This is a genomic window from Metabacillus herbersteinensis (assembly GCF_042433335.1).
GTDB classification, from domain to species: Bacteria; Bacillota; Bacilli; order Bacillales; family Bacillaceae; genus Metabacillus; species Metabacillus herbersteinensis.
The window spans coordinates 203394-217996 of record NZ_JBHLVO010000001.1; the positions used below are offsets into that span (position 1 = coordinate 203394).

Consider the following 14603-nt stretch of genomic DNA (forward strand, 5'->3'; position numbering starts at 1 on the left):
CAAAAAAAGTGACCCGACTATGGGCTTCGGGTCACTCACTTATCCTCGTTCTAAGTTTTCATATGCTCCAATAATTTTAGCAACTAACGGATGGCGGACAACATCTGATTGATCGAGCTCAATAAATGAAATACCCTGGACGTTCTTCAGGATTTCCTTTGCAGCGGCTAGTCCTGACTTTACCCCTTTTGGTAGATCAAACTGTGTAATATCACCGGTTATAACCATTTTCGATCCGAACCCTAACCGTGTTAAAAACATTTTCATTTGAGCTGGTGTTGTATTCTGAGCTTCATCTAAGATAACAAAAGCATCATCAAGTGTACGTCCCCGCATGTAAGCTAAAGGGGCGATCTCAATCGTTCCTCTTTCAATTAGGCGTACTGTATGCTCCATTCCAAAAACATCGTGCAATGCGTCATACAGAGGGCGTAGGTATGGATCTACTTTTTCCTTTAGATCACCGGGTAAAAAACCTAAACTTTCGCCAGCCTCAACCGCAGGCCTAGTTAAAATAATCCGTTTAATTGAACCACTTTTGAGTGCGTTTACAGCCATAACTACTGCCAAATACGTTTTTCCTGTTCCAGCAGGGCCAATCCCAAAAACTAAATCCTTTTGCTGAATTGCAGACACATAGTGGCGTTGGCCAAGTGTTTTAACTCGAATGGATTTGCCCTTAGCATTTTTCATTATTTCTTGGACGTATAGATTTTCGAACTGATCTAAATTTCCCTTTTTCGCCATTTCAATCGCATAAATAACATCACGTTCACTAATCGTTACTCCCTTACGAATGATCATTAACAGTGACTGTATAAGTTCATCGACTAACTTTACATGAACCGGGTCACCTGATACAAAAAGTGCTTCTCCTCTTGTAACAATCGAAACAGTAAGTTCATCTTCAATTCTTTTTAAGTGGACATCATGATTTCCAAATAAAGCAATTGCTTCATTGGGATTTTCTAATTGTTGATTCATTGTCACTAATTCTTCTGGCATTCTCTAGTCTCCCTGAACAATTGGTGTGGTTTTCACAATATCTTCAATAACTTGGTAAAGTACGATCAACTTAACTTTACCATTCTCATTCGTCTCGTGCAAAACTTTTTCTCCTTTTACCTCTCCATCTTCGTCTAATTTTCCTTCAACATGTTTACGTCCAATTTCAAGAGCGGCTTCTTTTGCTTGCTTTGCTGTGTAATTTCGAACAACTTCTTCTTTTTCACGATACGTTTCTTTTACATAGGCAATCGGAAGCGTCCATCTTAAAAATTTAAGATAACGAGTATCTTCTTCGACCTCGAAGGATGAAAATAATTCATTTTTAAAGCCCCAAATCGGGACGCTAGTAGACCAGAACTTTAGATAATGCTTCTTTTTATCCTCTCCAGTAAACACATTAAAAGTCGACTTTAAGGGAACTTTAATTTCTGATTTATACCAAGTTTCTCCATGAATTTCAGCTTTTGCTGCAACTTCCTCTTCCTTGCCTTCTTTGCCGATCAGTCCTGAAACAAGAATTTGTCCTTTTTCTACATGTTCATTCACTGTTACAAGAGGCTGTCCTTGTTCTACAAAAATTTTAGAAACAACTGCCTTCTTTTTAGCTACAATATGTCTTGGGCTAATTAGCTTATCTTGTTCTGGCTGATTCTTTTCCACTACTTTTAAATGAAAGGTCGTCCCATTTAACTCCACACCAACCCATGTAATTTCCTCAATGTTATCTGTTAATTCCTTTTGAATGGTATCTGGATTTTTAATGAAAAATTGAGATTTCCCTGTTTTCACCCCGATACGATTTAGTTCCTTTTTGATTAAATGTTCAGTCTCTGGCTTGGCTCCCTCTATTTGAATGCCCCAAACCATGTTTGATAGAAGGAAGATGATTAGAAGAAAGACCACAATACCAGCTGCAAACCCGCTGTTTTTTCTCGTTTTTAACAGCAGAAAAGGTAAACCTACTTTTCGTTCAAATCGACATTTACATTCATTTCCCCTTACAACCTTGCGGATTGCATGTACATCCTGAAGTCGTATAAAAAAAGTGAGCGCATTTTTACTTTTACGTTTTACATTCCAAACAGGTATTCCTAGTCTGATACAATCATTTAAAAATCGTTCTGTTCCGTTCCCTTCAATTATCACGCGTACAATTCCGAACAAATAGTTTGTCCACTGATTTTTCATTATTATCCCCCTTAATTAAAGAAAGCAAAAGCTACAAACAAGCCTAAATAGCAGCAGTGATAGCTTTAGTTTCTTAAAAATCGATTGTCTACTGATGGCCCCTTTTTGTATTAGGTGCGTTTTCACCTTATGTTTGATCAAGATATAAAACATGGGTGATTTTTCCCTCTAGTAAAATTTCTTCGGGCAAAATGGTTTTGATCACAAATGACTCTCCTTTGATAAGAAGCTGTCCTTGTTTTAATAAAAGACGTAATTCATTATCTGTAAAGGTTAAAAGACCTTTGTGATTTTCTATGTAAATATGTAATTGTCCGATCATCGTGATTCGAGGAAGATCCATCATGACATCTGGTGGAAGTTCAATTGTTTTAGTAATCCAGCGCGATAGTTGATGACGCCACTTTTTTGCCATAAAAAAAGACCCCCTTTCATCTCATATGTATGAGAGAAATGGGGGTTCTATAACATCGAAATCGAGAAGTTCTTTTATCGCTTCATTCCTTTTGGGAAATGAGGATTTTTTGATCTAGGTGGTCCGAGGATTTCACTCCAAATGACACCTTGAATAACTGATTGTTTGTTTAGTTGGATTGCACTTTTAGTCCCGGCCACCGAAGTGACTTTTACTTCATTTTCTTTCTTTGAACGTGTGGAAATAGGGCGTCGATCTCTTGTTGTGCTTGATGGTGTAATTTGTTCAACTGTCTCTGACTTAATTTTTTCGTAAGCGTTTTGAACAGTCTCTTTCAGTTGTTGTTCAGCTCTTCTTTGTTTTGGCTGCTCGACTGTTGTAAAAACAGGCTTAGGCTGCTGACGGGTCTTACCTTGTTGTTTCTGTTTTTGGGCATCTTCTTCCTTTGGTTTTCCTCTAAAAAAAGAAGATAAGATCCATATTAAAAAGGCGATGACTATAGGATTTTGAAAAATTTCAAGAATTTCCAATTTGTGCTCCCTCCCTTACCCGCTATCAACTTGGGAAGTGTTAGCATTATTTTTCGTTATGATCATTTTGATCTTTGTTTATCTTTCCAATCGAATCTCTCATGTCTGTATCAGCAGAGATATTTTTCAGGTTTAAATAATCCATCACACCAAGGTTTCCAGAACGTAGAGCTTCTGCCATAGCTAGTGGAACTGTTGCTTCTGCCTCGACTACTTTTGCACGCATTTCTTGAACACGGGCAAGCATTTCTTGTTCTTGAGCAACAGCCATCGCGCGTCTTTCTTCTGCTTTTGCTTGAGCAATCTTTTTATCAGCTTCAGCTTGCTCTGTTTGCAATTCAGCTCCAATGTTTTTGCCGATATCAACATCTGCAATATCAATCGAGAGAATTTCAAATGCTGTTCCAGAATCTAAACCTTTGCTTAATACCGTTTGTGAGATCAAATCAGGATTCTCAAGAACTTTTTTGTGATTATTTGAAGAACCGATCGTACTAACGATTCCCTCACCAACACGTGCAATGATCGTTTCTTCACCCGCACCACCAACGAGGCGTTCAATGTTAGCACGAACTGTAATACGCGCTTTTGCTTTCACTTCAATTCCATCCATTGCAACACCGGCTATGAAAGGTGTTTCAATTACTTTAGGGTTTACACTCATTTGTACAGCTTCTAACACATCACGACCTGCTAAATCAATGGCAGCACCGCGTTCAAATGGTATTTCAATATTCGCACGTTCTGCTGCGATAAGAGCATTAACGACACGGTCTACATTACCACCTGCTAAGTAATGACTTTCCAGTTGATTCGTTGTGACACCTAAACCAGCTTTATGTGCTTTAATTAAAGGGTTTATGACACGATTCGGAATAACTCGACGTAACCTCATACCAATTAAAGTGAAAATGCTGACTTTTACCCCTGCAGCTAGTGCCGAGATCCAGAGAGCAACTGGTACAAATGTGAAAATAACGCCTAAAAAGATGATGCCTATTACGATAAGTCCTAAAATTAATATTGCTGATGCTTCCATTTTGTTCCTCCTATGTTTATGTTTTATCTATACTTCTCTCACAACAATTCGTGAGCCTTCCGCTTTAACTACTAACACTTTGTTTCCCTTAGTAATATAGCCGCCTTCTGTTACTACATCTACTCGTTCATCTTCAATAATAGCAGTACCAGAAGGTCTAAGAGTTGTTAAGGCAATACCGGTTTTTCCTACTAATTCATTTCTTGTTTTGTTTGAAACATAACCACTTTCAGTATTCGTAGAATCACGCAATATCATTTTCTTAAATATATTCATACGCTTCCCAAACACCTTTACTAGTAAAATGGATGCTGTGATTGCTACAGCAAAAGCAATTAAAATTGAAATTCCCATGTGCACGACATTATCAGAAGCTATAAACAAACTTGCGATAATCCCTGTAAAGCCTAATGTTCCTAAAATACCACCTGGTACAAAAAATTCAGCAATTAGGAGTGCGAAGCCTAGAATAAATAGAATAATTGACTCAAAGCCTGCTAATCCGGCAACCATGTGGCCATAGAAAAATAATAGTATTGATGTTAGTCCCATAATACCAGCAATTCCAAATCCTGGGGAATACAGTTCCACCACTAGTCCTATGCTTCCAATTGACAGAAGAATTGGGACAACGATCGGATGAGTGATAAACCTAGCAAATTTCTCAGCAAAGCTTTCTTCTATGTTGATTATACTAGCTTCTTGTAGGTTCAACCGAGTTAATAGATCCTCTCGATCTTTGGCGGTACCTTCTGCATAACCGACCTCTACTGCTTGTTTCGTCTCAAGAGTTAACAAGTCACCTTTTGCTGCACCATACTCTGGCAAATCAATATCAGGGTCTGCCATGGCGAGCGCAAATTTGGGGTCACGCCCGTTTTGTTCTGCAGACTCTTTCATTTCAGCCAGCCATAGTGATTCCGCTTTCTTATCAGCTGCATTCCCTTGAAGATCAATTATCGCTGCTGATCCCATTTTACCGCCAGGCACCATGTATATTTGATCTGCATTTAAAGCAATATAAGCACCAGCAGATAGGGCTCTACGGTTAATAAATGCTGTAATCGGTAGCTCTGTTGTTCGAAGTGCATCGGCAATTTCCATTGCTGCGTCCACTGCTCCACCAGGTGTGTTAATCTCTAAGATTATTTGATCAACATCTTGTGCTTCGGCTTCCTTGATCGATCTTTGGATAAATTGAGATAACCCTTTTTCAACAGTTTCTTCTAAAGGAATAAAAAAGACTTTTTCTTTAGAAGCTGCAGTGGTGTTTAAATGGTCTCCCACAAAAAAAGATAGTACAACACTACATAGAATAGCCAGCTGAAAGAATCTCTTTTTCAGCATGAGGACTTCATTCCTCCTCTCCCTTACTTAATTGTTAATACGAGATAGGGTAGGAAAAGTTTCATTTTTTTAATAAAAAAATTATGTACCCTTGTATATAGTATATAGCTAAATTACGTCAGTAGTAATTATTATCTACATTATAGTGCTTTTAAATCAGATAAAAAAGCGCAAGTGCCTTGTTCAGCCTTAGGCATAGCATAAAGCAATTTTAAATAGAAGATGTTCTTTGCCTTTTGACTTATGACCTCGAGGTAGTCAAAAACGCGACGTCAATCGCCATGACTGCACTAGCAAGTCTTGTGCGTCGGGGCTAGGCGCTGTAGCTGGACTTGCGAAACGCTTACTGAGTATTAGAATTATATAAATTCTGATAGAACTTAAAAGACACCTTGCATACACAAGGTGTCTTGAACATTTATGATAGTTGTTGTTGGACAAGCTTATTTACGAGATTTCCGTCAGCTTTACCTTTTACTTTAGGCATAATAGCTGCCATGACTTTTCCCATCTCAGCTTTTGAAGATGCGTTCACTTCAGCAATTGCTTCGTTCACAATTTGAAGTACTTCTTCTTCTGAGAGCTGCTCAGGCATATATTCATTCAATATATTAATCTCAGCTTGAGTTTTATCAACTAAGTCTATACGATCAGCATTTTTGAATTCCTGGAGGGAGTCTTTACGTTGCTTTAATTCGCGAGAAAGAACGGTTAATTCCAGTTCTTCAGACAACTCGTTATTCCGTTGTTTTAACGCTTCATTTTGCAATGAAGCTTTAACCATACGAATAACACTTAGTTTGTCTTTTTCTTTGTTTTTCATCGCTTGTTTCATATCTTGATTTAAACGCTCTAGAAGACTCATAAATACACCCTCTTTTAGAATTTGCGTTTTCTAGCTGCTTCAGACTTTTTCTTACGCTTTATGCTAGGCTTTTCATAAAATTCGCGCTTTCTTGCTTCTTGTATAGTACCACTTTTTGATACTGTACGTTTGAAACGACGAAGAGCATCTTCAAGCGATTCGTTTTTACGGACGACCGTTTTTGACATTCTCTTTCCCTCCCTCCGAGTACAACCAATCGACATCTTCAAATATAAACAAGTTTATAACGAAACATGTACTTTGCCATTATAATATAACGTTGTAAACAGGTCAACCATATATACTAAACTTAGTCATTGCTATAAAGGTATCATGCTATTTTTTTCAAAGAAAAGGGAGAGATTTACGAAGTGTTAAAGAACACTCGGTAAATTCACTCCTTATTCCTATAGCTGTTAATAATCGGTAGTTGCCGTTTCACCTTTTACAATAGATACCCCTGAGCTTGCACCAATTCTAGTAGCACCGGCTTGTACCAACTGTTCAGCACCTTCAAGATTTCGAACTCCTCCTGAAGCTTTTACGCCAAGGTTTGGTCCAACTGTTTTTCTCATTAATTCAATATCAGCTACTGTTGCTCCTCCAGTAGAAAAACCAGTCGACGTTTTTACAAAATCCGCTCCAGCTTTTACGGCAATCTGACAAGCTCTTACTTTTTCTTCTTCTGTAAGAAGGCTTGTTTCAATGATAACCTTTGTTAGTGCTCTACCTTTTGCCGCTTCTACTACTGAGCGAATATCTCGCTCAACAAGCTCGTCATTTTTTTCTTTAAGTGCACCGATGTTAATCACCATATCTACTTCTGTTGCACCTTTTTCAATCGCATCCTTCGTTTCAAATGCTTTTGTTTCAGGGGTATTTGCACCTAAAGGAAAACCGATGACAGTACAAACGTCAACATCAGTACCTTTTAGTAATTGTGCAGTTTTTTCTACCCACGTTGGGTTTACACAAACTGAAGCAAATCCGTATTCCTTCGCTTCAGCACATAGGGTTTCGATCGTATCCTTCGTTGTATCTGCTTTTAAAGCTGTATGATCAATCATTTTTGCATATTTAGACATATGTATTTACCCCTCTTTTAGTTAAGTTGTCCGACATCTTACATCTTATCATTTCTATATAAAAAAAACTATTCCGTACTAGGATAATTTGCACATTAGCTTTAATTTTAGTCACGAATGAAAACGTAAAAAAAACAGGTTGGCAATGTGTGAGCCCACCTGCTTCTATATGATTATGATGAAAGGCGTACTTTTTCGTCCTGAAGAATTGTATCGTTTTCAATCACTCGAATAAACTGACCTTCGTTGTAAGGATACCCAGCTTTTGTAATTTTCACTTTTACAATTTTCCCAATCATTTCTTCGTCAGCTGGGAAAACAACTTTTAAGTAGTTATCTGTATACCCAACGTATAATCCAGAGTCTGTGTCTTCTTTTAATTTCTCTTCTGGAATAACCTCAAGAATTTCATTTTCAAACTGAGAAGCATATTGTTTGGCTAACTGATTAGACAGTTCAATCAGGCGATGAACCCGATTGTTCTTTACCTCATCATCTACTTGGTCTTCCATTCGAGCTGCTGGCGTTCCAGTACGTTTAGAATATGGGAAAACATGTAACTCTGAAAATTTATGTTCTTTGATAAAGTTATAAGTTTCCATGAATTCTTCTTCTGTTTCTCCAGGAAAACCAACAATTACATCCGATGTAATCGCCAAGCCAGGAAGTGCTTCCTTTAAACGATTTAGACGCTCAGCAAAGAACTCCATCGTGTATTTTCGACGCATCCTTTTTAGAACAGTGTTCGAGCCAGATTGTAACGGTATGTGTAAATGGCGAACAACTTTATTTGATGAATGCAATACTTCAATCACTTCATTTGTAATTTGGCTCGCTTCAATGGATGAAATTCGAATTCTTTTTAATCCATGGACTTGTTCATCCAAATCTCTTAAAAGCATCGCCAAATTATAATCTTTCATGTCTTCACCGTAACCACCTGTATGAATACCAGTTAAGACAATCTCTTTATAGCCTGCATTCACAAGCTGCCCGGCTTGTGTAACAACTTCTTTTGGATCACGAGAACGCATTAAGCCGCGTGCCCAAGGGATTATACAAAACGTACAGAAGTTATTGCAGCCTTCCTGAATTTTTAATGATGCCCTCGTACGATCCGTGAAGGCAGGTACATCAAGTTCTTCATAAACTCTTGCCTTCATAATGTTTCCGACACCATTGATTGGCTGTCTTTCAAGCTTAAATTGTTCGATATAATCAAGCATTTTCATACGGTTCTGTGTTCCAACGACGATATCCACACCAGGAATCGCCATAATTTCAGCTGGGGATGTTTGAGCGTAACAGCCTGTTACACAAATCACTCCATCCGGATTTTTTCGAATCGCACGTCTTATCACTTGACGACTTTTTTTATCACCCGTGTTTGTTACCGTACATGTATTAATAACATAAACATCAGCAATTGATTCAAATTCAGTCCGTTCATAACCTACTTCTTTGAATAATTGCCAAATTGCTTCAGTTTCGTAGTGGTTCACCTTGCAACCAAGTGTATGGAAAGCAACTGTTGGCATAATTCATTCACCTCGATAGTTCAATATAATAAGAAACTGCTGACAGTAGATATAGAGGGGCTGTTTCTGTTCTTAGTATTCTCGGGCCAAAACTACAAATGATAAACCCGTGTTCTTCAAGCTTAGAAATCTCAGCTTCGGTTAATCCACCCTCAGGTCCAAAAACTGCTAGCATCGACTGTCCTTTATTTAACATGCCCAATGCTTTAGCTAAGTTTTTCTTTTCCCCTGATTTCGCTGATTCTTCATATGCAACAATTTTTACATCAAAGGATTTTGAGCGCTCTAATAGCTCTAGAAAACTCTGTGGTTCGATAATTGAGGGAATTTTATTTCGATAAGATTGCTCGGAAGCTTCTTTGGCAATCTTTTGCCATCTCTCTTGTTTTTTCCCTAACTTCTTTAGATCAATTTTTACGATTGAACGGGCAGCATTAAAAGGGATAAACGACGCGGCACCTAATTCTGTGCCCTTTTGTATAATCCATTCTAGCTTATCCCCTTTAGGCAACCCACTGGCGATTGTAATGTGAACGGGTAGCTCATGGTTTACCGTCATCCATTCTAATATACGACAAACTACTTGGTCATTGGTAATTTCCGCTATTTCACAGAGTGCTTCAAAACCATCGTTTGTGCAGCAGACAATTGTGTTTCCAGGTTGCATCCTCAATACACGAGAGATGTGGTGAACATCGTCACCGACGACCTTGATATCGTGTTCGAGATTCACTTTTGCTTCGTTTATAAAATATCTTTGCAACCTGATACACCCTCTTATTTTTTTCTAGCAACAAAAGCAACCCAATCTTCCATAACCATTGTTTCTACTACTTCAAAACCAGCTTGGAGTAAAGCATCTTTCACTTCTGCTTTTTTCGTATGAATGATGCCTGAAGTGATAAAATAGCCGTTTGTTTTAATAAGTTCATGGGCTTGGTCTACAAAGCGTACAATGACTTCAGCCAAAATATTAGCAACAATAACGTCAACCGGACCTTCTAGACCCTCTAAAAGATTATTTTGTGAGACTTCAACAACGTGCTGGACTTTATTGATTTTACAGTTTATTCGGGCACTTTCAACTGCAACAGGGTCAAGATCTAATGCTTTTACAGATGAAGCCCCTAAAAGTGCTGTCGCAATACTTAATACACCTGATCCTGTGCCAACATCTATCACAAAGTCATTTTTTTGTACGTATCTTTCTAGCGCTTGAATGCATAGTACTGTTGTAGGATGTGTTCCTGTTCCAAAAGCCATTCCAGGATCTAATTCAATAATTAGTTCATCCGTATGAACAGGCTCGTACATTTCCCAAGTAGGCACAATCGTAACCCTTTCAGAGATCTTAACAGGGTGATAATATTTCTTCCACGCTGTTGCCCAATCTTCTTCATTTACTTCACTGATTGTGATGTTGTTTTTGCCAAGGTCAATGTTGTAGACATGTAGATGGTTGATAGCCGCTTTTATTCCGTCAACTGTTTCACCTAAGAAACTATTCATCGATAGATATGCTTTAACGATTACACCTTCATTGGGATAATCATTTGGATCGAGTTGGTAGATCTCTCCATATACATTTTCACGCTCTTTCAGCAAATCTGCTTTGTCTTCAATCACAACACCACTTGCTCCAGCTTCGTGTAATATATGCGAAATGGGTTCTACCGCTTCTTGTGTAGTATGGATGCTTAATTCAGACCACTTCATTCTACCAACTCCAATCCTATAATGAGCTATCACGTATCTTTAGTCATACCCTGTATTTGGAAAAACCTTGCCTTTTATTCTCCTTTAAAGGCACGTTTTACCTTGTCAAAAAAGCTTTCTTCATGTTCATCAGGTTTATTGCCGCCGCTTAATTCTGCAAATTCACGTAGCAATTCTTTTTGTTTTTCAGTTAAATTTGTTGGTGTGATGACACGTAGGATAACATATTGATCACCTTGACCATATCCACGTACATTCGGAACACCTTTTCCTGTTAAACGGAATTTCTTGCTAGTTTGTGTGCCAGCTGGAACCTTTAGCTTCACCTTACCGTGAAGAGTCGGCACTTCAATTTCATCACCTAAAGCAGCCTGTGCTAATGTAATCGGCATTTCACAATAAATATCGTCTCCATCACGTTCAAAAAATTCGTGATCCCTTACTTGAAAGACAACGTATAAGTCTCCAGCAGGGCCACCTTTGAAGCCCGGTTCACCTTGACCTGATACGCGTAATTGTTGGCCATCATCAACGCCCGCAGGTATTTTCACTTGGATTTTTTTTCGTTTGTTAACTTTTCCTGCTCCACCACATGTTGAGCACTTATGTTTAATCGCTTTACCAGTTCCATTACAGTGGTGACATACACGTCTGTTAACAATTCGACCAAACGGTGTATTTTGTTCAACACTCATTTGACCAGTTCCACCACAGTGTGAACATGTTTCAGGTGAGGTACCCTTTTTCGCACCACTTCCTTCACATGTATCACAAGTTTCTTCACGAGGAATTTCAATTGTCGTATCTTTTCCAAATACAGCCTCTTCAAATGTAAGAGTCATTGTATATTGTAAGTCTGCACCTTGTCTTGGTGAATTAGGGTCACGTCTTCTCGTTCCGCCACCAAAAATAGAGCTAAAAATGTCTTCAAAACCGAAGCCACCACCAAAGTCTCCGCCACCGCCAAATCCTTGATTAGGATCCGTGTGTCCGAATTGGTCATAGTGAGCTTTCTTTTGATCATCACTTAAAGTTTCATATGCTTCTTTTACTTCTTTAAATTTATCAGAGGCATTTGCTTCTTTGTTTATGTCAGGATGAAATTGTTTTGAAAGCTTACGATAAGCTTTTTTTACCTCTTCTTTTGTCGCGTTCTTACCCACGCCAAGTACTTCATAGTAATCACGCTTACTCATTTTTTCTCACTCCCGATTTCTCACATAAATTAAATTGTATCACTGGAAACAGTTTAAAAGCAATAGGATGTTCTCCTGTTTGAACGAATGGTAATATGTACTTTTTGTGTCAAGTAAAGAGAAAAAAGCCAAAGTCAAGACTAGCCCGACTTTGACTTCAAACTGAATCGCTTATTTTTTCTCTTCTTCTTTTACTTCTTCAAATTCTGCATCAACCGCATCATCGTCTGCATTTTTCGGACCTTCTGCTCCACCGGCAGCTTGAGCTTGTTTTGCAGCTTCTTCATAAAGCTTTACTGAAAGCTCTTGAACGATGTTTTGAAGTTCTTCTTTTTTTGTTTTGATTTCTTCAAGTTCGTTTTTCTCGATCGCTGCTTGAAGAGCCTCTTTTGCTTCGTTTGCTTTAGCAACTTCAGCTTCGTCTACTTTTCCTTCAAGATCTTTTAACGTTTTTTCAGTGGTAAATACTAATTGATCTGCTTCGTTACGCAGTTCAACTTCTTCCTTACGCGCTTTATCTGCATCAGCATTTTCTTCTGCTTCTTTTACCATGCGCTCAATTTCGTCATCCGATAAGCCAGTTGATGACTTGATTGTGATTGTTTGCTCTTTGTTTGTACCTAAATCTTTCGCACGAACGTTTACGATACCATTTTTATCAATATCAAACGACACTTCAACTTGAGGCACACCACGTGGTGCTGGTGGTATATCTGTTAATTGGAAACGACCAAGTGTTTTGTTATCTGCTGACATTTGGCGTTCACCTTGAAGAACATGGATATCTACAGCTGTTTGACTGTCTGCAGCAGTTGAGAATACTTGAGATTTACTTGTTGGAATTGTTGTATTTCGATCAATAAGTTTTGTGAATACGCCACCCATTGTTTCAATTCCTAGTGAAAGTGGTGTAACGTCAAGTAAAACAACGTCTGTAACATCACCAGTGATAACTCCACCTTGAACCGCTGCTCCTAATGCTACAACTTCATCAGGGTTAACACCTCTATGTAGTTCTTTACCAAGTACTTTTTTGATTGCTTCTTGTACTGCAGGAATACGTGTTGATCCACCTACAAGGATAACTTTGTCAATTTCGCTACTAGAAAGACCTGCATCTGAGAGTGCTTGACGTACTGGTCCCATTGTTCTTTCAACTAAACCAGAAGTTAGATCATCGAATTTCGCACGAGAAAGTGAGATTTCTAAGTGAAGTGGCCCAGCTTCTCCTGCTGTGATAAATGGTAATGAGATTTGTGTTGATGAAACACCAGACAAATCTTTTTTCGCTTTTTCAGCAGCATCCTTTAAACGTTGAAGCGCCATTTTATCTTTAGATAAGTCAATGCCGCTTTCTTTTTTGAATTCTGCTACTAAGAAATCGATAACAATCTGGTCAAAGTCATCTCCACCAAGACGGTTATCACCAGCTGTTGAACGTACTTCGAAAACTCCATCCCCTAGTTCAAGTACAGATACGTCAAACGTTCCGCCACCTAGGTCATAGACAAGAATTGTTTGATCTTCGTCTGTTTTATCTAATCCATAAGCAAGTGCTGCAGCAGTTGGTTCGTTGATAATACGCTCCACTTCTAATCCAGCAATTTTCCCAGCATCCTTTGTAGCTTGACGCTCTGCATCGTTAAAGTAAGCAGGAACAGTGATAACAGCCTTTGTAACAGGCTCTCCCAAATATTCTTCTGCATATGATTTTAAGTGTTGAAGGATAATAGCTGAAATTTCTTGTGGAGTAAAGTTTTTATCTTCCACTTCTACCTTATAATCCGTTCCCATATGGCGTTTAACAGACATAATTGTGTTTGGGTTTGTGATTGCTTGACGTTTTGCAACCTCACCTACTTGGCGCTCCCCATTTTTGAAAGATACAACAGATGGAGTTGTACGGTTACCTTCTGGATTTGGAATTACTTTTGGTTCTCCTCCTTCTAATACTGCAACACATGAGTTCGTTGTACCTAAATCTATTCCAATGATTTTACTCATAATTTAGAACCTCCTACTATGTAATAGTTATTGATTTACTTTTACCATTGCTGGTCGAATAATGCGATCTTTTAGCTTGTATCCTTTTTGCAGCTCTTCAATTATAGTGTTGGATTCATAAGCTTCATCTTCCACTTGCATCACAGCTTGGTGCAAATGTGGATCAAATGGCTTATCCTTTGATTCAATTTCTTCAACACCCTCATTTTGAAGGGCTTGAACGAGTTGCTTATAAACCATGTTCATACCTTGTAAAACTGATTTCATTTTTTCATCATCTACTTCTATTTGTAACGCTCTTTCAAAATTATCAAGAGCAGGTAGAATGTCAGTTACTAAGCTTTGAGAACGATACTTCTGTGCGTTTTCCATATCAAGACGACTACGTCTTTTGAAGTTATCGTAATCAGCTTGAACACGGAGCATTTTATTTTCATTTTCATCTAGCTTTGATTCTAACTCAACTATTTTAGCTTTGAGCTCAGCTAGTTCTTGTGATTCTGAATCATTAGTGTCTTCTCGATCTAAAAGTTCTAATTCAGGTTCAATGATTTCGTCACTTGTCGTGTCAATAACTTGATCTTGTTCTGCAACTTTTTTTTCTTCTGTCACGATTTTCACCTCCCTTAAAGCATTTGTATCTAATTTTTTAAATAGGTTTTTTTCGGTATT

Annotated in this window: 15 protein-coding genes; all 15 read right to left on the reverse strand. The window is 38.3% G+C overall.

What is annotated here, in order from left to right:
* Positions 1–39: 39 nt before the first annotated feature.
* Positions 40–1005 carry a PhoH family protein gene (locus ACFFIX_RS01070; RefSeq protein ID WP_378929623.1) on the reverse strand — a complete coding sequence of 322 codons (966 nt, stop codon included), beginning with the start codon at positions 1003–1005 and terminating at the stop codon, positions 40–42.
* 3 nt (positions 1006–1008) lie between these two features.
* Positions 1009–2196, reverse strand: coding sequence for a sporulation protein YqfD (yqfD, locus tag ACFFIX_RS01075; RefSeq protein WP_378929625.1), 1188 nt, complete (start codon positions 2194–2196; stop codon positions 1009–1011).
* Between the two features lie 127 nt (positions 2197–2323).
* The gene (yqfC, locus tag ACFFIX_RS01080; protein WP_378929627.1) at positions 2324–2611 is read right to left on the reverse strand and encodes a sporulation protein YqfC; all 288 of its coding nucleotides are present in this window, start codon (positions 2609–2611) and stop codon (positions 2324–2326) included.
* Between the two features lie 74 nt (positions 2612–2685).
* Positions 2686–3141: a YqfB family membrane protein gene (locus ACFFIX_RS01085; RefSeq protein ID WP_378929629.1), complete on the reverse strand. Its 456-nt coding sequence runs from the start codon at positions 3139–3141 to the stop codon at positions 2686–2688.
* A gap of 46 nt (positions 3142–3187) precedes the next feature.
* Entirely contained in the window at positions 3188–4180 is a 993-nt protein-coding gene (floA, locus tag ACFFIX_RS01090; protein ID WP_378929631.1) for a flotillin-like protein FloA, read from the reverse strand.
* Positions 4181–4207: 27 nt separating this feature from the next.
* Complete coding sequence (locus ACFFIX_RS01095) at positions 4208–5527, reverse strand: NfeD family protein (RefSeq protein WP_378929633.1); 1320 nt, start codon at positions 5525–5527, stop codon at positions 4208–4210.
* Between the two features lie 418 nt (positions 5528–5945).
* Positions 5946–6392 (reverse strand): GatB/YqeY domain-containing protein, encoded by a 447-nt coding sequence (locus tag ACFFIX_RS01100; RefSeq protein WP_378929635.1) that lies wholly within the window; start codon positions 6390–6392, stop codon positions 5946–5948.
* Positions 6393–6406: 14 nt separating this feature from the next.
* Positions 6407–6580 (reverse strand): 30S ribosomal protein S21, encoded by a 174-nt coding sequence (gene rpsU, locus ACFFIX_RS01105; protein WP_151533304.1) that lies wholly within the window; start codon positions 6578–6580, stop codon positions 6407–6409.
* A gap of 228 nt (positions 6581–6808) precedes the next feature.
* A complete protein-coding gene (gene deoC / locus ACFFIX_RS01110) occupies positions 6809–7477 on the reverse strand; it encodes a deoxyribose-phosphate aldolase (RefSeq protein ID WP_378929637.1) in 669 nt (222 codons plus the stop codon).
* Between the two features lie 173 nt (positions 7478–7650).
* The gene (gene mtaB, locus ACFFIX_RS01115; RefSeq protein WP_378929639.1) at positions 7651–9015 is read right to left on the reverse strand and encodes a tRNA (N(6)-L-threonylcarbamoyladenosine(37)-C(2))-methylthiotransferase MtaB; all 1365 of its coding nucleotides are present in this window, start codon (positions 9013–9015) and stop codon (positions 7651–7653) included.
* Between the two features lie 7 nt (positions 9016–9022).
* Positions 9023–9778 carry a 16S rRNA (uracil(1498)-N(3))-methyltransferase gene (locus ACFFIX_RS01120; RefSeq protein ID WP_378929641.1) on the reverse strand — a complete coding sequence of 252 codons (756 nt, stop codon included), beginning with the start codon at positions 9776–9778 and terminating at the stop codon, positions 9023–9025.
* A gap of 14 nt (positions 9779–9792) precedes the next feature.
* Positions 9793–10731, reverse strand: coding sequence for a 50S ribosomal protein L11 methyltransferase (prmA, locus tag ACFFIX_RS01125; protein WP_378929643.1), 939 nt, complete (start codon positions 10729–10731; stop codon positions 9793–9795).
* 74 nt (positions 10732–10805) lie between these two features.
* Positions 10806–11927, reverse strand: a complete 1122-nt coding sequence (dnaJ, locus tag ACFFIX_RS01130; RefSeq protein WP_378929645.1) for a molecular chaperone DnaJ — start codon at positions 11925–11927, stop codon at positions 10806–10808.
* Positions 11928–12098: 171 nt separating this feature from the next.
* Positions 12099–13931, reverse strand: a complete 1833-nt coding sequence (gene dnaK / locus ACFFIX_RS01135; RefSeq protein WP_378929647.1) for a molecular chaperone DnaK — start codon at positions 13929–13931, stop codon at positions 12099–12101.
* Between the two features lie 27 nt (positions 13932–13958).
* On the reverse strand, positions 13959–14543 hold the full coding sequence (grpE, locus tag ACFFIX_RS01140; RefSeq protein WP_378929649.1) for a nucleotide exchange factor GrpE: 585 nt from the start codon (positions 14541–14543) through the stop codon (positions 13959–13961).
* Positions 14544–14603: the final 60 nt, after the last annotated feature.